Origin of the sequence: Streptomyces sp. NPDC127097 (assembly GCF_042724075.1) — a bacterium.
Classification (GTDB): domain Bacteria; phylum Actinomycetota; class Actinomycetes; order Streptomycetales; family Streptomycetaceae; genus Streptomyces.
In genome coordinates, this window is record NZ_JBHXFI010000016.1 from 106,509 (window position 1) to 127,658 (window position 21,150).

Sequence of the window (21,150 nt, forward strand, 5' to 3'; positions counted from 1 at the left end):
TGCGGTGGTCAGTTCCCTGGGCCGCCCGCGCCGGCGGCCACCAGTCCGGCGGCCCCGGACTCCCGGTAGCGGCCGAGGAGTTCACCGAGCACCCGGACGGCGTCCCCGTCGGCCGGCGTATAGATCCACATCTTGGCGTCCGGGACGGCCGTCGTCGTGAATCCGGTCGCCGTGATGGTGACCTCGCGGCCGTCGACCGTCCGGAATCGCTTGCGGTGGGTGACGGGTGCGGTGACTTCGTGCCGGGCCCACATGTCCACGAAAAGCGGGCTCGCCTCGGAGAGTTTCCGGATATACGCGCGCCAGTGCGGGTCATGGAGCCGCCGGCCGAATTCGGCGCGCAAATGACCGACCATGAAGGAGACTTCGCGCTCCCAGTCGACGAGCGGCTGGCATTCCTCGTCCGCGGTGAAAAGGCGCCACAGCACATTACGGTCGGCCGGCGGCAACAGCACCATACGGGGATCGAGCGCCGCATAGGCGTCATTGAATGCCAGCACGTCATAACCGGCGGACACCATGCCCGCCGGCAGCGGATTCAGTGAATCCAGAATGGTCTGCGCCTCGGACGGCAGCGGCTGCGGCGCCGGGGTGCGGGCCGCGGCCTCGGGGACCCCGGCGAGCCGGTGCAGATGCTCGCGTTCGGCCGGGCCGAGCAGCAGCGCGCGGGCGATCGCATCGAGCACCTGCACACTCGGGTTGATGGCCCGGCCCTGTTCGAGCCAGGTGTACCAGGCGATTCCGACACCGGCGCGCTGGGCGACCTCCTCACGGCGCAGCCCCGGGGTGCGCCGTCGCGGGCCGTCCGGCAGCCCGACGTCCGCCGGGGCGATGCGCTCCCGGCGAAGCCGCAGAAACGCGGCGAGTTCACCGCGCCGGGCGGCCGCGGCGGCTGGGGAACGGGTGCTGATGCTGGACACCGCACCATCATGCGGGATGCGTTGACCCCGTGCCAGATACCGTCGGTACCAGGCTCACTGGATATCCGTTGGCCGAATATCCCGGCGCGATCCCGCTGCCGGGCCCAGTGGGCCCCTCGCATGAGACCGAGGAATTCGTTTTCCAGCGGGGTGACTTCTGGTAAGCCCGCTGCCATAGGGGGCCGGCGACTTTCTCGCGTAGGAGCCGGCCCGAGCGGCTTGAGGACGGGGCAGTAATCCGGGCTCGGCGTCGAATCCAGTGGCTGCGCGCATCTGCTGTGCGCCCCAAGGCATACGGCCGGAGGCCACCGGCGCCCCGCCGGCCCCGGGTGCGTACGGGCACAGCCATCGCGCCGGGCGGCCACACGGTGGATACTGAAGTTTGAGCCCAAAGTTTGAGCCCAAACGGAGTGTCCGCACCCGGGGTCCCGGTGGCCCCGCCAACGGGAGGGGAGTGACCGGCATGCGTGCCTTGGTCATCGTTCACGACCATCTGTCCACCGCGGGCCACGTGGGCGAGCGGCTGGCCGAACGGGGCTATGAGCTGGAGGAACTGCTCGTCGTGCCGGCCGAGCGGTATACAACCCCGGACGTTGACGTGGCGTTCCCGGCGGCCGAGGACTATGGCCTGATCCTGACACTCGGTGCTCCGTGGTCGGTGGCGCGGAGGAACGCCTGGATCGAGGCGGAACTGGCCCTGCTGCGTTCGGCGCACCGGGCCGGGGTCCCGGTGCTCGGCATCTGCTTCGGCGGCCAGGCGCTGGCCACGGCGCTCGGCGGGGACATCGAGGCCGCCCCGCGCTTCGAGCTGGGCTGGAGCCGCCTCACGACCGACGCACCGGAGCTGGTCGGGCCGGGGCCCTGGTTCCAGTTCCACGGGGACCGCTGGCTGCTGCCGCCGGGGGCCCGGGAGCTGGCGCGCAACGACGTCGCCTCGCAAGCCTTCGTGTGCGGCCGCTCCTGGGGGGTGCAGTTCCATCCGGAGCTGACGCCGGAGGTGCTCCAGGCGTGGTTCGACGAGGACGGGGCGGCGATCGCGGCCGAGGTGGGTGTCGACCCGGAGCGGCTGGTGGCCGAATTGCGGGCAGATCTCCCTGCCGTCCGCGCGCGGGCCCGCGCGTTGGTGGACGCTTTCCTTGATCACATAGGCGGAAGCGGGTCCAAATGATGGAACCCCCTCACACATGAGCGCGTGATTCTCGCCACCCCTGATAGGGGTCGCGCTCAGATGAGCGGCGCGAGTGGGGCTCCATCTCTCCAATGGTGGCACCGGGTGCCACGGCTCATGTGTTCGACTGATTAAGCCATTCGTTGCACTGCGTAGCACAGATCGCTTCTCCGACTGCGTAGCGGAGTGATGCATTCAGGTAATGAAGCATGGTCCAAACGCGTGATCACTTTCGATCTGGTGGCGGACGACTGGTTACGCAGGTATGTCGACCAAGTGGACGTACCCATACGCCTTCGATCTGGGTATGTTCCTCGCCGTCAGGGCAGCCCGTCGGCGAGGAGTCAGTGCCGTGCCGGAAACACAAGATCCCCACGTAACCCAGCCTTCGTCCGCGAAGTTCGTCTACGACTTCACCGAGGGCAACAAGGACCTCAAGGACCTGCTAGGCGGCAAGGGTGCGAACCTCGCCGAGATGACCAACCTGGGACTTCCGGTCCCTCCCGGCTTCACGATCACCACCGAAGCCTGCAAGGTCTACCTCGACAGCGGCACCGAGCCCGCGGCACTCCGTGCCGAGGTCTCCCAGCACCTCGACGCCCTTGAGCAGAAGATGGGCAAGAAGCTCGGCCAGGCCGACGACCCCCTGCTCGTATCGGTCCGTTCCGGGGCGAAGTTCTCCATGCCCGGCATGATGGACACCGTCCTCAACATCGGCCTCTCGGATGCGTCGGTTTCCGGCCTCGCCGCGCAGGCCGGCGATGAGCGGTTCGCGTGGGACTCCTACCGCCGCCTCATCCAGATGTTCGGCAAGACCGTGCTGGGCGTCGACGGCGAGCTCTTCGAGGAGGCGCTGGAGGAGGCCAAGCAGGCCAAGGGTGTCCGCGTCGACATCGAGCTGGACGCCGCCGACCTCCAGAGCCTGGTCGCGCACTTCAAGGACATCGTCGCCAAGGAGACCGGCCGCGACTTCCCGCAGGAGCCGCGCGAGCAGATGGACCTCGCGGTGCGCGCGGTCTTCGACTCGTGGAACACCGACCGCGCCAAGCTCTACCGCCGCCAGGAGCGCATCCCCGGCGACCTCGGCACCGCGGTCAACGTCTGCTCCATGGTCTTCGGCAACCTCGGCCCCGACTCCGGCACCGGTGTCGCCTTCACCCGCGACCCCGCCAGCGGCCACCAGGGCGTCTACGGCGACTACCTCCAGAACGCCCAGGGCGAGGACGTCGTCGCCGGTATCCGCAACACCGTGCCGCTCGCCGACCTCGAGAACATCGACAAGGCGTCGTACGACCAGCTGATGCAGATCATGGAGACGCTCGAAACGCACTACAAGGACCTGTGCGACATCGAGTTCACCATTGAGCGCGGCAAGCTGTGGATGCTCCAGACCCGGGTCGGCAAGCGCACCGCCGGTGCCGCCTTCCGGATCGCCACCCAGCTCGTCGACCAGGGCCTGATCGACGAGGCCGAGGCCCTCCAGCGGGTCAACGGCGCGCAGCTGGCGCAGCTGATGTTCCCCCGCTTCGACCTCGGCGCGCAGTCCGAGATGATCGGCCGCGGTATCGCCGCCTCCCCGGGCGCGGCGGTCGGCAAGGCCGTCTTCGACTCGTACACCGCCGTCAAGTGGTCGCGCTCCGGCGAGAAGGTCATCCTGATCCGCCGGGAGACCAACCCCGACGACCTCAACGGCATGATCGCCGCCGAGGGCATCCTCACCTCCCGCGGCGGCAAGACCTCGCACGCCGCCGTCGTCGCCCGCGGCATGGGCAAGACCTGTGTCTGCGGCGCCGAGGAGCTGGAGGTCGACACCAAGTCCCGCAAGATGACGACCCAGGACGGGATCGTCATCGAGGAGGGCGACGTCGTCTCCATCGACGGCTCCACCGGCAAGGTCTACGCCGGCGAGGTGCCGGTCGTGCCGTCCCCGGTCGTGGAGTACTTCGAGGGCCGGATGCACGCCGGCGCCGAGGACGCCGACGAGCTGGTCAAGGCCGTCCACCGGATCATGGCGTACGCGGACCGGGTGCGCCGGCTGCGCGTACGGGCCAACGCCGACAACGCCGAGGACGCCGCGCGCGCCCGCCGGTTCGGCGCCCAGGGCATCGGGCTGTGCCGCACCGAGCACATGTTCCTCGGTGAGCGCCGCGAGATGGTCGAGCGGCTCATCCTGGCCGACACCGAGACCGACCGGGACGCCGCGCTCAGCCAGCTGCTGCCGCTCCAGAAGGCCGACTTCATCGAGCTGTTCGAGTCGATGGACGGGCTGCCGGTGACCGTCCGGCTGCTGGACCCGCCGCTGCACGAGTTCCTGCCCGACATCACCGAGCTGTCGGTGCGGGTCGCGCTCGCCGAGGCCCGCAAGGACGCCAACGAGAACGATCTGCGCCTCCTCCAGGCCGTGCACAAGCTGCACGAGCAGAACCCGATGCTGGGTCTGCGCGGCGTACGTCTCGGCCTGGTCATCCCCGGCCTGTTCGCGATGCAGGTGCGCGCGATCGCCGAGGCGGCCGCCGAGCGCAAGAACGCCAAGGGCGACCCGCGCGCGGAGATCATGATTCCGCTGGTCGGCACCGTCCAGGAGCTGGAGATCGTCCGCGAGGAGGCCGAGCAGGTCATCGCCGAGGTCGAGAAGACCCACGGCGTCGAGCTCAAGCTCACCCTCGGCACGATGATCGAGCTGCCCCGCGCCGCCCTCACGGCCGGTCAGATCGCGGAGTCGGCGGACTTCTTCTCCTTCGGTACGAACGACCTGACACAGACGGTCTGGGGCTTCAGCCGCGACGACGTCGAGGCCAGCTTCTTCACCGCCTACCTGGAGAAGGGCATCTTCGGCGTCAGCCCGTTCGAGACCATCGACAAGGACGGCGTGGGGTCCCTGGTCCGCAACGCCGCCGCGGCCGGCCGCGCCACCCGCCCCGACCTCAAGCTCGGGGTCTGCGGCGAGCACGGCGGAGACCCGGAGTCCGTCCACTTCTTCCACGAGGCCGGACTGGACTACGTCTCCTGCTCCCCGTTCCGCATCCCGGTCGCACGGCTGGAGGCGGGCCGGGCGGCCGCCGAGTCCAAGGGCAGCGACAGCCGCTGACCCCACCGGGGCACCGCGGGCGCCAGGCGCGTCCGCGGCGCCCCGGACAGCCCACCGGAGCCGGTGCCATGGCACCTCACCCTCACCGGCCTGGCATCGGCTCCGGCACCCCGACGAGGGCGGCACCTGTGCGGAGGTGCCGCCCTTCGTCACATCCAGACGTCGTGGCCGCCGCCCCGCCACTCGATGAGGTCGCGGTCGTCGAGCGACACCACGTCGGTGTCCAGACCGGCCCGGCGCAGAAACTCCAGAAGATCGACGCTGCTGTACGCGAGGCCGAGGATCTCGCCCTCGATCGTGACGCGCCGGCCACCGGTGGGCGACGGCGGATGCACGATGACGGGCGGGTGCTCGGCCATGCCTCCAGCCTGCCCCCGTGGCCCCGAGGGTGCATCCGGTGGAGCGGGGCCGGACGACGGCCCTCGTGCTCCTGACCGGTCCGACGAGAGCGGCACCTGTGCGGAGGTGCCGCCCTCGTTTTCTCCGGACTCCCCCCTCGGGAGCTGCCGCCACCCCGGTCGGCGCGGGAAGGCGGCCTTCAACGGGGCTGCCGAGCGGCCGGTGGTGTGCCCATCACCCCCCACGGGATCGAGCAACCCGGTCCGTTCGCGCCGCCGTTGAATTGAGTACAGCATTCCTTCCGGCCCCCTGGTGGCGCGACCACTTTCAAGTCTGGCCAAAAGGGCATGGTGACCGCGCGTGTTGGCGTGCATACTCAGGCGTGCCGGGGGCCGACTGAGGAAACCAGGGGTGGGGGTTCGGTGTTACGCGTCCATTTCAGTGGACTCGATCTGGCCCGTGTGCGCATTGCGGCACGCCCGGACGCACTGTGGGAGACCGTCTTAAGCTTTCACCGGCTACGTGACAGACGGGACGATTCGGCGTTCGGCAAATGGCGATCGGAAACACGGGGAAGGTTGAATGGCGAAGCGCGTCTGCTGGCGCCGCTGGTGCCCACGCGCGGCTATTTTCCCGATTTCCTGACGCCCGCCGAAGGGCTCCTCGGGATGACCGACGCGCTCGCCGCCCTGCGGGAGACGCCCGCCTCCCGGCTGGGTGCCGAGCTCGCCCGGCTCTCCACTGCCGCCCGCCCGTTCCCGTCCTGGATACGGGCGATGGCCGACGGCGACACCCGTGCGCTGGGTCGGCTCGCCGGCATACTCCAGCGCTATTACGAGGCGGCCGTCGCCCCGTACTGGGCGCGCGTCCAGGGCCGCATAGAGGCCGACCGGGCGGCCCGCGGCCGGGCGCTGCTCGACGGCGGCGCGGACCGGCTGCTCGCCTCGCTGCCGCCGATGATGCGCTGGCGCCCGCCGGTCCTGGAGGCCGACTATCCGGTGGACCGCGATCTGCACCTCAACGGCCGGGGGCTGTTGCTGCTGCCGTCGTACTTCTGCCGCCGCACCCCCGTCACCTTCCACAACCCGGAGCTGACGCCCGTCCTGGTCTACCCCGTGGAGCATCCCGCGCCCCGGCTCACGCCCCAGGTCCCGCCGGAGCGCTCCCTGGGCCGGCTGGTCGGCCAGACCCGCTCCGCGATACTCCAGCGGATCGGCATCGGCTGCACCACCAGCGAACTCGCCCGGCGCGCCGATGTCTCGCTGGCCTCCGCCAGCCAGCATGCGACGGTGCTCCGCGACGCCGGTCTGCTGCTCACCCTGCGGCAGGGCAACGCGGTGCTGCACACCCTCACCCCGCTGGGCGCGGCCCTGCTGCGCGGCGCACGCCCGGCGGAGGAGGCGGCGTACGAGCGGCTCCGGTGAGGGGCGCCGGGGACGCCGTGCCGGGCGCCGGGTGCGTCCGGGAGGTACGGACCTCCGTCGGCGGCGGCCCGGCGGTCAGAAGGGGCGGTCGCCCGCGATGGCGACCCGTTCGGCGACCCGGCGGTGCGTCCCGTAGTCGTTCACCGCGTAGTGCTGGGTGGCGCGGTTGTCCCAGAACGCGAGATCCCCCGGCTGCCAGCGCCAGCGCACCTGGAACTCCGGCACCTGCGCCTGCTGGAACAACAGCCGCAGCAAGCGGTCGCTCGCCGCCCGGCCGAGACCCACGATGTGGGTGGTGAAGGATGCGTTGACGAACAGCATCCGCCGCCCCGTCTCCGGGTGCCGGCGCACCACCGGATGCGCAACCGGAGGGAACTCCTCCTGAAATGGCGCCAGTTGAGCGGGGGAGTAGAAGCGCGCGAAGCCCGGGAGATAGTCGTGCACCGCCCGCGCCTCATTGATCCGTGCCTGGATTTCCGACGGCAAATTGTCGTATGCCGCCGCCATATCGGCCCACATCGTGTCCCCGCCCGCGGGCGGCACCTCCCGCAGCTGCAACACCGCGCCCATCGCCGGGCGTTCCCGGAACGTCACATCCGTGTGCCATACATTTTCGAACGTCGGGACCCCGCCGGCCGCCTTGTCGAACCGCACCACGTCCTTCGAATCACCCCGGGCCAGCAGCGGATTGGTCTCCAGCTCGCCCCAATTCCTGGCGAATTCCCGCTGTGCCCGGGAGCTCAGCCGCTGCCCGCGGAAGAACAGCACCTTCCACTCCAGCAGCGCCCGGTTCAGCTCCGTGCGCAGCTCCGCGGACAGTGGCCGGGACAGGTCCAGCCCACGGATTTCGGCCCCGATGGTGGCCGCCTGCGGCACGACCTCGAAGCGCTCGTAGGGCCGGTCGTCCCAGCCGTCGGGGGTCCGGCGCAGCAGGCGGGGCCCTTCGTACAGCCCGTCGGCGGGGATGCGGTGGGGGCGCAGGACGGGAGTGGCGGAAGGGGCGGGGGTGGTGGCCGGAGCGGGGGCGGCGGAGCCGGTGAGGGCCGTCAACTGATCCTCCTGGAAGGGAGAGAAGGGGAGGGGAGGGGAAGGCGGGGCAGGGGAGGGCAAGGTGCGGTGGGGTACGGGAGCGTCGCGGGGTGCCGGCGGGCCCGGACCGCGATGACCGGCGGCCGGGCCTCAGCTCACGGGGCCGTCAGGACGTACAGGAACAGCCGGCCGGGGGAGAGCCCACCCGGCCGCGGCGGCGCAGAAAGCTCAGGCCGCGGGGCGCGCACTCGCCGTGGGGGCCGCGGTCGCGCGGCTCCGCCTCACGGACGTCCAGGTGCGTGCTCATGCCACGCACCGTACCCGCTCAGCCAGGTGTCCTCAATGCGTCAGTCATCGATCCCACTGCGCTCCACCCCCGCGACGATGTACCGCTGGAGCACCAGGAACACCACCACCAGCGGGGCGATCGAGACCGCCGCGGCCACGAACAGCTCATGCAGATTGAGGTTCTGCGCGGTGGTGAACGTCGACAGCGCCACCTGCACCGTCCATGCCTCCTGGTCCTGCCCGATCACCAGCGGCCACAGGAAGGCGTTCCAGGCGCCGATGAAGACGATCGTGCCGACGGCGGCGAAGACCGGGCGGGCGTTGGGCACCACGATGCGCCAGTACGTCCGCCAGTAGCCGAGCCCGTCGACCCGCGCCGCGTCCTCCAGCTCCCGTGGGAAGCCCAGGAAGTACTGCCGGAAGATGAAGCAGGCGAACGCGCTGAACAGCGTCGGAATGACCAGCCCGCGCAGCGTGGAGATCCATCCGAGCGACGAGACCAGCACAAAGCTCGGCACGAACGTCACGGCCGCCGGGACCATCAGCGTCCCCAGGATCGCGTAGAAGACGACATTGGCGTGCCGGTACGGGATGCGGGCCAGGCCGTACCCGGCGAGCGAGGCCAGCAGTACCGTACCGGCGGTCGTCGACACCGCGATCAGCGTGGAGTTGAGCAGCGCCCGCCCCAGCGGCAGGTTCGGGTCCTGGAAGACCTCGGTCAGATTCGACCACTGAAGCACCCGCGGGAAGAACGTCCAGTCGGGCGCGGTGATGTCCTGTTCGGTCGCCAGCCCGTTCCGCACCAGCAGATAGAACGGCACCAGGAACAGCAGCGCCAGGGCCACCAGCAGCACCACCCGCAGCGCCCGCCCGGCCCTCGTCAGCGCATCGTCCATCCCGTTCACTCCTCCATCCCCCGCTCACTCCTCCTTGCGGCCGAGGCCGAACCAGCGGGCCTGCACCACCGTCGCCACCGCGATGATCAGCGCCAGGATCACCGCACCCGCGCTGCCCAGCCCGAGGTTCTGATCGCGGCCCAGCGCCGTGTAGTAGAGGTAGACCAACGGCGGCCGGGCGTACGGCGGATAGCCGCGCGCATCGCTCAGCAGGTTGTAGAACTCGTCGAACGCCTGGAAGGCATTGATCACCAGCAGCAGCACCACCGCCACCGATGTGGCACGCAACTGCGGAAAGGTGACGTACCGGAAGGTCTGCCAGCCGGGCCGCGCCCCGTCCACCGCCGCCGCCTCGTACAGCTGCGGCGAGATCCGCTGGAGCCCGGCCAGGAACAGGATCATGTAGAACCCGGCCTGCAACCACAGCCGTACGGTCACGATGACCAGCCAGTACCAGGGCGGATCGGTCGTCGACAGCCAGGCGGTCTGGTCCGCCCCGAACCACCCCAGCACGGTGTTGGCCAGCCCGAACCGCACCCCGTTGAAGACCGACAGTTTCCAGATCACCGCCGCGACGACATACGAGCAGGCCGTCGGCAGGAAGAACACCGACCGGAAGAACGCCTGGGCGAACCGCAGTCGGTTGACCATCAGCGCAAGGGCCAGCGACAGCACATAGGTCGCCGGCACGATGAACGCCGTGAACAGCAGAAACGTCCCCAGACTGCCGAGGAAGGACGCATCGCTCAGCATCGCGCCGTAGTTGCCCAGCCCGACAAAATCCGCGCCGGACGGACTCACCGTGTTGTGCGCGTCGAAGAAGCTCAGATAGACGCTCCACGCCAACGGCACGTAGGTGAACAGCCCCAGCCCGAGGGCGAACGGCCCGACGAAGGCCCAGAACCACAGATTCCGCCGCTGCGGCCCGAGCAGCCGGACACCGAGCGAAGGGCGCCCGGCAGCCGGCGCGACCGCCACCCGGCGGACCGGCTCGTCCTTGACCCCGACCGCCCCTCCGCTCCCTCCCGCCGTCACTTCTTCTTGACCCGCTGAAGCTCGGCGTTGACCTTGCGCACCACGGTCCTCAGCTCACTCTCCGGGTTGGCGCCGTCCTTGATGATCCGGCTCAGCGCGTCCTGATAGGCGGTACGGTCCGCGGTCGTCCACAACAGCGGCTCCGCATAACCGTGCTCGGTGGCAAGGCGAACCGCATCCGCCGCCGGCCCCTCCCGCAGCTGCTCGGCCTTCTTCGCCAACGAGATCCGGGCCGGGATGTGGAACCCGTACGACAGCGCGAAATCCTGCTGGAAGTCGGTGCGGTCCACCCACAGCCACTTCGCGAAGGCTTTCGCCTCCGCCTTGCGCTTGCTCCGCGCACTGACCGCCGAGCCATAGGCGCCCACCTGAACGGACGGCTTCCCGCCGCTTCCGTCCTTCGGGAACGGCAGCACCCCGAAGTCGTCCCCCAGCGCCTTCTTGATCTGCGGCATCGCCCACAGCCCCGACCACTGCATCGCGGTCAGCCCCTGGATGAACGCGGCCGGATCGGACCAGTCCGTGGGCGCCCCCAGCAGCAACGACTTGTCCGCGTACAGCTGCCGGATCTTCCCCAGCGCCCGCGCCGCGGCCGGATCGTCGAACCCGGCCCTGCCGTCCGCATCGACCAGACTCAGCCCGGCCGCGAACAACGGCGTCCCGCCGAGCACCCCGACCCCGCCGTCATTCCCCAGGAACAGCCCCTTGGCCTTCTTGTTGCTGAGCTTCTTCGCCCCGTCCACCAGCTCATCGAGCGTCTGCGGCGGCCGGACCCCGGCCTCCCTCAGCAGACTCTTGCGGTAGTAGAGCAGCTGCATGTCCACGACCTGCGGGATGCCCCAGACCTTGTCCTGCCAGATCTTCGGCGCCAGCGCGGCCTGATGGAAGTCATCCTTGACCGGCTCGACGACATCGGTCAGATCGACCACCTGCCCGCCCTGGATCTGCTCCAGCAGCGGCCCGTTGACCTCGAAGACATCCGGCCCCGAGTCGGTGAGCAGCGCCGCCGCCGTCTGCCGGTCGTAATCCCCCGGCCGCCACTGCACCGAGACGTTCGCCTTCCGGTACGCGGCCGCATACCGCTTCACGGCCCGCTCGGCCCCCGGCTCCCCGTACTGGTGGTACCACTGCCTGATCTCCGCCCCCGAACCACCGCCTCCCCGCCCGGTGTTGGACCCACACGCCGCCACCAGTCCCGCGGCCAGCGCGCCCCCACCACCGGCCGCCAACAGCCGCCGCCTGTTGATCCCTGTCATGCCACGTCGCCCCCTGCGCTCGTCACGTTCCACACGACGCGCCGCCCCGTGCGCCTGTCACGTCCCGCACGACACATCGCCCCCTGCGCTTGTCACGTCCCGGTAATGGTCGATCACCGACGGTGCGGACGTCCATGGTGCCGTATGGGGGTGAGGGGTGCATTGCGCCTGTGGAAAACGTGGAGTGGGGGCTCATGCCGCCTACAGGTTCTCCGGCCGGTAGAACTTCCGATACAGCGCAATGCCGTCGGCCGCCGGCCCGTGGGCCACCTGGCAGACCGCGCCGCCCTCCGTGGAGACCACTGACCGAATCGCATGCCACGGCCGGCTGTTCGGACTTGCCCAGCCCTGCCTGATCCTGCGTGCGCGGGACACTACGGAGATGAACTCGGACAGTCGCGACGACCGCCGACGACAGCACCGAGGTCGTCCAGTCTGCCCTCGAACACCTCGTCCCAGTGATCACCGGTCTCCGTGGCGGGGTCGATTTCCTCGGCCCATTCCCTGAGGCTCTACCGGGCATCCATGGCTTCAGCGAGGGTGGACAGCCAACTGGTGCGGAACTCACAGTAGAGCCGTAGCACCGTGGCGAATTGCGGGAGGCTGCTGGCCAAGAGGACTGTCGAATAGCCGCTCTCCGTGTCCTGGAGGACGGCGCCGCTCGATCCGTCGAGTACTACGGCTCCCCCCATCCACGAGCCGATCCGATAGAAGGGGCCCTCCGCCTTCGGGTCCGTGGCATCTTCTGGCCATTCGAATTCCGCAAGCCCTTGTTCGTCCAGGGGGAGAGAGGAGAAGAAAGGGATCTGTCCGTTCAGATACGGCAGGCCAGTCGTGCTCAAGAACTCCCGGGCGGTGGGGTTGCGCAGGCCGTCGGGCAGGTGAGTAGCGCTCACTGTCCGGCAGCTTCCGGTACCGAAGATTCTCTCCAGCCATGACGCCGAAGGGGCACCATCGGCCAGCGCTTCCTCGGGACACTGCCAGGTGGCGGCCTTTGTCACAGGGCCGAGGTAGGGGCCCTTGGCCCACACGCCCGCTTCGGAATCGGCCGACGCCACTGCGTGCACCGCGTACAGCCCGCCGTGTCCGCCGATGACCCAGCGGCCCGGTCCGGCCGGCCTGATGCTTCTGTTGGCGTCGGGTGTTCTGGGCGCCGGTAGCGCCGCGTCCTCCTGGAATTCCGCCGGCCTGGGGGTGTCCTGGGTATGCGGAATTCGTACGATGCGTTCCGCGCCTACCTCCGTGCCGTCATCGAGCGCGAAGACACGTTCCACATACTCCTCGTTCAACGGCCCGCCCATGTCGTCGTACTGGACGACCCGCCTCATCACGGCGACCGGCACGTTATCCCTGCGCTCCACGCGCACCTGGTCGACGCGTCCCACTTCCCCGTCCATCGGACCGAATACGCCGTACGGCCGTTGACGGGACCAGAGCGTCTTCCAGGGCATCTCGATCCCGGCGTTTGCGAGTCCGTCCGCCAACTCGCGCCGCCCACGGTTCACTGCCGCCCAGTGCAACCAGGAAAGCCACTCGCCGCTCGATTCGGGATCAACTCGTTGCGTTTCCAGATAGTGAATATCCATCGCGACAGTGCCTTGTGGTACACCCGCCGGCCAGGCCGCCGCGATTCCCTGTAGCAGCCCGTAGCGTTCCGTCCGGGCGAGCAGCTCACCATTGCCCAGCAACTCCTCGAGGGAACCGCCGAGTGCCGCGTGTACGGGAAGGGTCCGAGCGGCATACCGAGCCAGCTCGGGCGTGCCCGTGTGCGCGGAGAGGTAATGGAAAAGGGCCTGCTGATCCGCGGGGGAGAGGGCGCTTGCCTCGCGAGCAATTGACCGCATCGCGGGTGTGGTGAAAGAAACGCTTTCGGCGCCGTCCTCGGTGGCTTCCACGGACAGCTGGTGGGGGTATTGGGCGACGAGGGACCGGAGCTCGCCCTCGTCCGTGCGATGCCCCAAAGCTTCGCAGAGTGCTGACCACACAGGAAAAGCAACACCGGGCGTCTCGGCCGCAGAGAGGAGCTGAATGGCGCGGTGCTGGGACACGGCACTGGCCTCTTGACGAGTTCCAGCGCCACCCGACCCGTCGCCCTCGTCCATGAACACCTCCTGCACCTGGCGGCGATGGGGGATGCGCACACGCTCGGCATCACCTTCCACCATGATCCGCAGACACCGGCGGTCATCGCGCCCCAAGCGTTCCGCGACCAGACGGAGCACCCGCCCGGGCTCCGTCGAGGTGATCGTGGGACCGGCCCATTGGGCGTTGGCCAGCAAGACGACCGCATTACGGCGGATGAGCCCCTGCGCACTCCAGAGGCTCGCTCGCCGTTCGTGAGCGGCCTCTGGATCCACCCCCAGACCGAGAAGTACCCGAATAGCCACTTCCTCGGCACTCAGATGGAGACAATCGACGAACACCGCATCGGGCACTCGTCGACGGAGGTCATCGAGTACCTGCCCGGCACCGGAGCCGCCGGCGTCGCGCAATACGAGCACGCCGCCCTTGCGCCGCGGCTCACCGAGCCAAGCTTCAAGCTCCGCCACGGCAGTTGGAGGTGACTCCACGTACTTTGCACTCCCATCGAACTTCAGGGTGTTATCCGGGACGGCGTCACACCAGCGTCAGCACCTCCAAAAAAGGGGGCCGGTCCTCAGTCATTGTGGAGGGGATAGACCCACACCCCCGCCGTGGAGCCGCGCCAGTCGATGTTCCACAAGGTGTCTTCGATGTCCCGTCGTAGCGAGTGGGCTTCGATTTCGTTTTCCGTGGCATCGAGGAGGTGCCGACCCGTGATCCATTGGGCTGCTTTGGTGAGGAAGGCTTCCAGACTGGTGGCCACGAGTGTGCCTTCCAGGCCGTCTTCGTCAGGGCTGCCGGGCATCCGCAGTGTGCGGCCGGTGGGGCCGTCTATGACGATCAGGCCGCCCGTCCAGCGGCCGATCTTGAAGAATGGGCCTGCGGCGTCGGGCGTCTCCAGGTCCTCCTGCCATGCGAGCTCCGAGAGGAAGGCGGGGAGATCGGGTTCGAGGGCGATTCCTCGCGTGTCCATGACGGGGAGTCCGGATTCGGAGAGCGTTCGCCGGGCCGCCGCGTCGGTGAGGCCGCTCGGCAGGCCGTTGACGGGCGTGCGCACGACGATGGGTTCGTCGAGCAGCTCCATCAGATCCGTCGGGGCGGGTTCGGGGGCGTGCGCGGGGCGGGTGGGGCCGGCCACGGTCGGGCATCCGGAGAGGGGCGGGCCGGTCGGCGGTGTGAGGCCCGGGAACCCGTCGGGCTCGGCAGGCTGCACACCGAACAGGCCGCCCGCGCCGGCCACGATGACGCGATTCTCAACGGTCAGGGCGAGGTGGAGAAATTCCTCGTCGGGGCCTTCTTCGGCCCCGTCGGCCCCCTCGAAATCGCTGAGGGTGAGGGGGCCGTTGGTGTCATGGGCGTCGGGGGCGGCCCAGGTGAGGGCCTGCTGTGCGGCTTCCGGCAGGTCGTCGCCATGCCAGGGACCGCCCAGCAGTTCGCCGGTTGCGAGGTCCCGGACGTGAAGGGGGGAAGGGGATTCGCGCTCGACGGCCACTGCGGGGCGGCCGTGCCAATGGACCGCGTAGAGGTCATTGACCACCCCGGGGGTGAGATAGCGCGGGTGATAGCCGCCCGGCGGACGCCAGTGGGTCCAGCTCGTGGTCCACGGCAGGCACAGTCCCGAGCCCGCGATGCCTGACGCGAATGCGGAGTCCTCGCGTGCGGTCGCCGTCAGATGCAGCCAGGCAGCCCACTCCGGCTGGGTGGGTGGGGTCACCCCGTAGCTCCACAGATGCACGGCGTCGGCCGCGGCGTTGTTTCCCGGAACCGATCCGTCGAAGGCGCAATGTGCTGCATCAAGCAGCGCTTCCTGCGGGATGTTGGCGATGAGGGAGCGGTCGTGCAGCAATTCGTGGAACAGCCCGGCCTGGACGGCATGCATGGCCAGCCCGTGCGCGGCGTAGCGTCCCATTTCGCCCGAGGCCGCCCACCCCTCGGTGTGCAGCAATTGGGGGGAAATCTCCCTGAGCCATTCGACCAGGTGCCGGTTGACGCGGAGCACCATCTCCTCGTCGGCGGCCTTGCGAAGAGCCTCCGCCAGCCCTTCATCGACGAATGCGACACCGCCGGCGTCGTGCGTCACCAGGTCGGGGGTGGCTGAGCCGCCCGGCAAGCTCGTCCCGTACCTGCAAAGGCCGCGCCGAACGCCGGGTCCGGCCTGCTCGGTGTGCGTTCTTGAGCAGAATGCACGTGTCGGCGGAGAAGTATTTGCGCAAATGGCGCCACGGCGTGTTGATTTGGGCTGCGCTCGGCACGCCGACAAAGCCAAGTACCTCCGTCACGATCTCCTCGGGCGTCCGCCCCGCGGCACCGAGCAGCAGACTTCGAGGCGTTCGCCGGTGCACTTCGTGCAGGACCTCGTCCGCGGCGTGACCGCCCACGATGTCGCAGCGGCTGCCGGTGGGACGCCCTTCGCTCCACCACTCGACGACGCGTGAGACCGCGTCGTCGGCCGGGATGTGGTGGTGGCCGGGGATACGGGGCTGATTCACGTGACTACCTCGGAACGATATGACGCATGCCATCCGGCCTCCCTGGGGTCGATCCTCTGGGGGGCCTGCGCCTACGGCCGACGACAGAAGCGGACATCCCCACACTCGGCCTCATCGTCCGGGAACCGGAGGTCGCGGCATGGTGGTCGGTGCCCGACGACTACCAGGACATGCTCGCCATTCTCGTCGACGACGAGGTCATCGGCGCGATCCAGTTCTCCAAGGAGACCGACCCCGAATTCCGGCACGCCGCCATCGCGATCTTCATCACGGCGAGCCGGCACGGAAAGGGCCTCGGTACGGACGCCGTCCGCACCCTCGCCCGTTGGCTGATCCAGGAAACCGGCCACCACCGCCTGACCACCGACCCGGCCGCCGCCATCCGCAGCTATCGCAAGGTCGCTTTCAAACCCCTGGGAATCATGCGGGCTTACGGGCGCGACTACCGGACGGGGGGCTGGGCGGACGGATTGCTGATGGATCTGCTGGCGGATGAACTGACCTGAGGGACAGCCCGGTCGCCTCACCGCGTTTCCGCTCGGTAGAACTTCCGGTACAGCGCGATGGAGTCAGCCGGCGGCCGTAGCGGAACCCGGCAGATTTCGCCGGTGTCCTTGGCGACCACTACGCAGATACCGCCAGGACTCCTGGGGCGTCGGCGTTCTCCCGTCGGTGTGCTCCTCGGGTGCGGCGCGAGCTTTGCGTACACGAGATATCCGATGTCGAACTCGCGCGCTCTGAGCGGAGCCGGGGTGCCATCCGGCCAGAGAGGCGTGTACTCCGTGCGGGCAATCTCCAGAGCTTCCTCTGCGCTGGTCGGTACCGGTCGATCGGGCCGGTGGGCATCTGGCGCGTCGGGCGAGGTCATACGGGATTCCCCGCCCGCTCGGCGCGGTAGCGGGCGATGGCGGAACGCGGCGGGTGATTGGGCACAAAGGTCAGTGCGCCGTCAGTTTTGGAGAGGATCAGGTGGCTTCCGCCGAAGGAGCGGGGCTCGGTGGGCGGGAACGTGGCATGGACGAGATGGCCGATGTCGAATTCCTGGACGTGCAGGGAGGCGGGGGTCCCGTCGCGACAGCGGGGCCGGAAGTGGACGCGGGCTGGGTCCAGTGCTTCGCCAGCGGTCTTCGGCACGATGGCCGGGACTCCTCCTGTGCGTCGCTGGAATCGTTCTGCGTCATGATGCTTTGCCTTCGCCGCCGACGGCGCTGAGTGTTCGGGGTATTTCGTGTCAGGCGGGGGACTGACGCTGCTGTCGGTAGAGCTCGATGGCCGATTCCGCGGGGAGGTTGGGCACGGTGACGGTTTCGCCGGTCTCCTTGGCCACGATGATCATTGAGCCGCCGGCCGGAGCCGGCTGCGGTTCGCCGGATGCGTCCGTGTAGTCGTCGAAGTCGGCGGACACGAGGTAGCCGATATCGAATTCTTCGACCTGCATCGGAGCGGGAGAGCCGTCCGCCAGCGTGGGCTCGGCGTAGCGGCTACGGACGATGGCGAGCGCTTCGTCGGGGGTGGTGGGCGGAGTGGGATTGTCCTGCTGGCTGGCCATGTAGCTCCTTTGATGCGCGGGTTTCGCCTGGGTGCTGGCGAAGTGTTATGTGGGAAATTCGCCGACCACTCGGCGTCGAGCAACCCTACGGATGCTCGGCCAGATGGTCATTGGGATGCCGTCTGCGCTAATCTCCCACATTCAGGCCCTACCTGCGTTCGTCTTCGTCATGGACGCACGAATTCTCATCCCAGTAAGTGTCTGCAAATTCAATGCGCATGGCCGTGTCTCACGCCGTGTACGTTTTGTCCACCGTGAGGTTTCCTTCCTCGTCCCACTTCTGACGCTGCAGGTACCTCCCCTTGGGGCTGAAGACCGAGAACTCAGCGAGTTGGCCGTTCGGGTACCACGTACGCCACTCGCCAACAGCCACTCCCAACCGGCAAGTGCCCTCCTCCTTCTTCGACCCATTTGGGTACCACTCGGTCTGTGGGCCGGACTCGTAACCTTCGAGGTAGGAGACGAGGCTGATCACTCGGCCCTCTTCGTCGTGCGTAACGACTTCGCCGGTGAACGGATTGTCTTGGTAGTAGACGATGTTGCCGTCTTCCAAGTAGGTGTCTTCGTCGTCGATGCGCATTCGTTACTCCGAGGCGGGTGGCTCGTATCCTTGCGGCTCTTGCCTTCGATAATCGCGATTTGAGAAGTGGTAACGGCCGGAGAAGCTGGGAATGTCCCTGAGTATACAGTTGCAGTTTGCGCAGGCCGGTGCCGAGTCTCCCGGTGTGAAGTCAGGGTTGTCTCTGCTGGGGTTCTTGAACCAGCGGGGGTCGAACCGCATTTCCTTCAGCACTTCGCGATCGAGCTCGCCTTCTTGCTGCCGTTGACGCGCCCACAGCAATTCGTTCACGGCCTTGACCTCGGCATGCCGCAACGGCTGGTCCTCGTGGGCCTGCCCTTCCAGGATCCAGGGCACCCTCTCTCCCGGAATGGGCCTGCCGTTTTCGTCGGTCGCAGGCCTCTGGGTGGGCACGTCCGGTGAGTCCATCAGCGGATGCATCCACTCGGCCATGTCCATGTAGTTGTCTCGCAGCAACGGATGGAGGTGTTCCGGCGGAATGAGGTTCTTCGCCGTACCGTTGACGCCCTCGGTGATGATTCCGGTCCGTAGGTCGATCGCAAGGGCCGAGCACGGGCCTTCACGTTTCGTCGATCCCAGCTCGGCGTAATGCAGAGCGCGCTGGTGGGAAAGCTCCTGAAGGTATTGCTTGACCGGCTTTCCGTCGATCTCCGTGATCAGTTCGTTCTCGATCTTCACACGTTCATCGGTCAGGTCGATCGTTTCGACAATGGCGCCCCGCGACTTGTCCAGCTGGAACTTGGGGTCACTGATGTCCGGTGCGTCGCCCGGGTCCTCCGCAGCCCCGAAGCTGATGGGATCATCAACCCGTTCGTTGCTCGCCGACAGGGGCTTGTGCCGCTCGGTGGGCTCGTCGGCTTCGTCGCCCTGCTCTTCGTCGTGGTCGGCCGTCTGGTCGGCTTCCTCTTCCGCAGGGTCGGCAGGAGGCTTGTTGTCGTCTTCCTGCTGCGCGGTGTCGTGATCGTCGCCGGACGGCTCGGCCGGCCCGTTGGGTTCGGGCCGGGTGAGGCTCTCAGGGGTCGGTGTCGAGGTCGGCTGGCCGGTGTCGTCGGGGTTCTCGTCGTGCGAGTTCGGCGGTAGCTGGCTGCCGGGTGCCTCGGGCTCGCCGTAGATGAACGGATTGCGGTCGTGGCGAAGGGCGTTGGCGAGGTGCTGCGAAACGCTCGAGCCGTGGCCCTTGGGCGCACCTTCGTGATCGCTGGAAGTGGTGGGCTCCTGCGTATCGATGGGCGCATTCTCCGGCCCCGTAGTGGAGTCCTCGCCGGTAGACGCCTCGTCCGACGGAGTGTCGTCGGCGTCACCGGGCGACTCGTCCGCCGGGGTGTCGGTGTGCGGAGCGGGGGTGTCCTCAGGCTTGGATTCGGCCTGTTCGGTGGGGGTGTTGTCGGGCTTGGATTCCGTCTGCTCGGCCGGTGAGTTCTCGGGCTTCCCCTCCGCTTGGTCGGTGGAGGTGTTGTCCGTGTTGGTTTTGGTCTGTTCGGTGGCGTTGGGGTCCTGCTTGGGCTCGGTCTGCTCGGCTGCAGACTCGTCGTCGGGCTTGGGCACCGCCTTGTCCGCGTGCAGCGGCCGGCGGTTGGCGTCCAGCGGGATGTAGAAGGCGTGCGTTGCCTTGGAGATGTGGATGGGGTCGTGGCTGACCTGTCCGGTCTGGGTGTCGATCCAGACGATCTTGCCGTGGTAGTTCACGGCGTTGAAGGCATGGCCGCCGCCCCTGGGCTTGGGCCAGTTGACCTGGACGATCGCCGCCGATCCGTGGCCGGCCTTCAGGAGGTCATTGGCGATGCGGGCGGCGGTGTTCGGGTCCTTGCCCTCTCCGGCGTAGGTGTGCTTGGCGCCGCTCCAGCGAATCTGGTTCTCATTGGACGCCCGCTCCGGGGACCAGGTGTCGGGCTTGCCGTCCTTGTCGGTGTCGGGAGTACGGGGTGCGGAGACCTGCGGGTTGCCGAACCAGGTCTCCAAGAAGGAGCGGGAGCAGTCGGCGCAGTTGTTGCTGCGGCCGGGAACGGTGTTGCCGCCGTCGTTCTGGAGCTGGGCCCACGAGTCGAAGGGGTTGGCGAAGCGCTGCGGGGTGCCGTCCTCGTTGCGCGGCATGGCGTTCTGCAGCGCCTGCTGGTCGTGGGGGTTCGGAGCGAGCAGGCCGTGGGGGTGGTGGTTGAGATCGTTGCGGATCGCGCCGTGGGCGTTGGGGTCCCCCGCCTGGTTCTGCGGAGGTGTGGCGTTCTCCTGGCTGTTGGGCGGCTGCTCGTGCGTCGGCTGTTGCTGGTGCTGCGGTGAGTGCGGACTCTGCTGCTGATGATGGGGCTGAGTCTGCTGTTGGGGTGCTTGCTGCTGGTGGGGGGTCTGCTGCTGCGGCTGCTGTGTGTGGGGTGCTTGCTGCTGGTGAGGTGCCTGCTGCTGCGGAGCCTGCTGTTGGGCGTGCGGTGCCTGCTGTTGTGGCTGAGGCGTTGACTGCTGCGGCACCTGGTGCTGGGCGTGCGGTGCCTGCTGTTGCGGTGCCTGCTGCTGCGGCGTCGGCTGCTGGTGGTACGGGCTGGGCTGCTGTTGTGGTGCCTGCTGCTGTGGTTGCTGGTGGTGGGGGCTGGGCTGCTGCTGTGGAGGCTGCTGCGGCTGCTGGTTGTACGGGGTTTGCTGCTGCGGCTGTTGGTGCTGGGCGTACGGGTTCGGCTGGGGTTGCTGCTGGGCGTGCGGTGCCTGCTGTTGTGGCTGAGGCGTTGACTGCTGCGGCACCTGGTGCTGGGCGTGCGGTGCGTGCTGCTGGTAGGGGTTCGGTTGCTGAGGCTGCTGCTGCGGCGTCGGCTGCTGGTGGTACGGGCTCGGCTGCTGTTGCGGTGCCTGCTGCTGGTACGGGTTGGGCTGTGGCTGCTGGTTGTACGGGCTTTGATGCTGCGGCTGGGGCTGCTGGGCGTGCGGCGCCTGCTGTTGTGGCTGAGGCGTTGACTGCTGCGGCACCTGGTGCTGGGCGTGCGGTGCGTGCTGCTGGTAGGGGTTCGGTTGCTGAGGCTGCTGC

General features: G+C 68.4%; 18 protein-coding genes. 4 read left to right on the forward strand and 14 right to left on the reverse strand.

All coding sequences use genetic code 11. From position 1 onward, the window contains the following. Window positions 1–8 precede the first annotated feature (8 nt). Complete coding sequence (locus ACFWJW_RS15295; protein WP_387240206.1) at window positions 9–920, reverse strand: helix-turn-helix transcriptional regulator; 912 nt, start codon at window positions 918–920, stop codon at window positions 9–11. Between the two features lie 463 nt (window positions 921–1,383). Between ACFWJW_RS15295 and ACFWJW_RS15300 the strand changes: the two genes are divergently transcribed. Then, complete coding sequence (locus ACFWJW_RS15300; RefSeq protein ID WP_387240209.1) at window positions 1,384–2,088, forward strand: type 1 glutamine amidotransferase; 705 nt, start codon at window positions 1,384–1,386, stop codon at window positions 2,086–2,088. Window positions 2,089–2,395: 307 nt separating this feature from the next. Continuing rightward, on the forward strand, window positions 2,396–5,176 hold the full coding sequence (ppdK, locus tag ACFWJW_RS15305; protein WP_387240286.1) for a pyruvate, phosphate dikinase: 2,781 nt from the start codon (window positions 2,396–2,398) through the stop codon (window positions 5,174–5,176). A 149-nt stretch (window positions 5,177–5,325) separates the two neighbouring features. Here ppdK and ACFWJW_RS15310 read toward each other — a convergent pair whose 3' ends face one another. Continuing rightward, window positions 5,326–5,535: a hypothetical protein gene (locus ACFWJW_RS15310; protein WP_387240212.1), complete on the reverse strand. Its 210-nt coding sequence runs from the start codon at window positions 5,533–5,535 to the stop codon at window positions 5,326–5,328. A gap of 558 nt (window positions 5,536–6,093) precedes the next feature. Here ACFWJW_RS15310 and ACFWJW_RS15315 point away from each other — a divergent pair. Next, window positions 6,094–6,939 carry an ArsR/SmtB family transcription factor gene (locus ACFWJW_RS15315; protein WP_387240215.1) on the forward strand — a complete coding sequence of 282 codons (846 nt, stop codon included), beginning with the start codon at window positions 6,094–6,096 and terminating at the stop codon, window positions 6,937–6,939. A gap of 75 nt (window positions 6,940–7,014) precedes the next feature. On the opposite strand, the gene ACFWJW_RS15320 is transcribed toward ACFWJW_RS15315, so the two are convergent. The 8 genes from ACFWJW_RS15320 to ACFWJW_RS15355 all read right to left on the reverse strand — a co-directional run bounded on the left by ACFWJW_RS15320 (window position 7,015) and on the right by ACFWJW_RS15355 (window position 16,014). Beyond that, on the reverse strand, window positions 7,015–7,989 hold the full coding sequence (locus tag ACFWJW_RS15320; RefSeq protein WP_387240218.1) for a TauD/TfdA dioxygenase family protein: 975 nt from the start codon (window positions 7,987–7,989) through the stop codon (window positions 7,015–7,017). 145 nt (window positions 7,990–8,134) lie between these two features. Further along, window positions 8,135–8,275 carry a hypothetical protein gene (locus ACFWJW_RS15325; RefSeq protein ID WP_158092687.1) on the reverse strand — a complete coding sequence of 47 codons (141 nt, stop codon included), beginning with the start codon at window positions 8,273–8,275 and terminating at the stop codon, window positions 8,135–8,137. Between the two features lie 40 nt (window positions 8,276–8,315). Beyond that, window positions 8,316–9,152, reverse strand: a complete 837-nt coding sequence (locus ACFWJW_RS15330; RefSeq protein ID WP_042154590.1) for a carbohydrate ABC transporter permease — start codon at window positions 9,150–9,152, stop codon at window positions 8,316–8,318. A gap of 24 nt (window positions 9,153–9,176) precedes the next feature. Beyond that, window positions 9,177–10,130 carry a carbohydrate ABC transporter permease gene (locus tag ACFWJW_RS15335; protein WP_387240289.1) on the reverse strand — a complete coding sequence of 318 codons (954 nt, stop codon included), beginning with the start codon at window positions 10,128–10,130 and terminating at the stop codon, window positions 9,177–9,179. A 53-nt stretch (window positions 10,131–10,183) separates the two neighbouring features. Then, a complete protein-coding gene (locus ACFWJW_RS15340) occupies window positions 10,184–11,443 on the reverse strand; it encodes an ABC transporter substrate-binding protein (RefSeq protein WP_387240221.1) in 1,260 nt (419 codons plus the stop codon). Between the two features lie 512 nt (window positions 11,444–11,955). Next, window positions 11,956–13,992, reverse strand: coding sequence for an SUKH-4 family immunity protein (locus ACFWJW_RS15345; protein WP_387240224.1), 2,037 nt, complete (start codon window positions 13,990–13,992; stop codon window positions 11,956–11,958). Window positions 13,993–14,099: 107 nt separating this feature from the next. After that, window positions 14,100–15,605: an SUKH-4 family immunity protein gene (locus tag ACFWJW_RS15350; RefSeq protein ID WP_387240227.1), complete on the reverse strand. Its 1,506-nt coding sequence runs from the start codon at window positions 15,603–15,605 to the stop codon at window positions 14,100–14,102. Then, window positions 15,568–16,014 (reverse strand): hypothetical protein, encoded by a 447-nt coding sequence (locus ACFWJW_RS15355; RefSeq protein ID WP_387240230.1) that lies wholly within the window; start codon window positions 16,012–16,014, stop codon window positions 15,568–15,570. The genes ACFWJW_RS15350 and ACFWJW_RS15355 overlap by 38 nt, the downstream gene beginning before the upstream one ends. Window positions 16,015–16,040: 26 nt before the next feature. Here ACFWJW_RS15355 and aac(6') point away from each other — a divergent pair, with 26 nt between their 5' ends. Then, window positions 16,041–16,520, forward strand: a complete 480-nt coding sequence (gene aac(6'), locus ACFWJW_RS15360) for an aminoglycoside 6'-N-acetyltransferase (RefSeq protein ID WP_387240233.1) — start codon at window positions 16,041–16,043, stop codon at window positions 16,518–16,520. Between the two features lie 358 nt (window positions 16,521–16,878). Here the strand turns inward: aac(6') and ACFWJW_RS15365 are convergent, their stop codons facing one another. The 4 genes from ACFWJW_RS15365 to ACFWJW_RS15380 form a co-directional block, all read right to left on the reverse strand. After that, window positions 16,879–17,148 (reverse strand): hypothetical protein, encoded by a 270-nt coding sequence (locus ACFWJW_RS15365; RefSeq protein WP_387240236.1) that lies wholly within the window; start codon window positions 17,146–17,148, stop codon window positions 16,879–16,881. A 97-nt stretch (window positions 17,149–17,245) separates the two neighbouring features. Next, on the reverse strand, window positions 17,246–17,563 hold the full coding sequence (locus ACFWJW_RS15370) for a hypothetical protein (protein ID WP_387240239.1): 318 nt from the start codon (window positions 17,561–17,563) through the stop codon (window positions 17,246–17,248). Between the two features lie 229 nt (window positions 17,564–17,792). Next, window positions 17,793–18,143: a toxin-antitoxin system YwqK family antitoxin gene (locus ACFWJW_RS15375; RefSeq protein WP_387240242.1), complete on the reverse strand. Its 351-nt coding sequence runs from the start codon at window positions 18,141–18,143 to the stop codon at window positions 17,793–17,795. A 3-nt stretch (window positions 18,144–18,146) separates the two neighbouring features. Next, the coding region (locus ACFWJW_RS15380) for a toxin glutamine deamidase domain-containing protein (protein WP_387240245.1) at window positions 18,147–21,150 on the reverse strand (3,004 nt) is incomplete at its 5' end.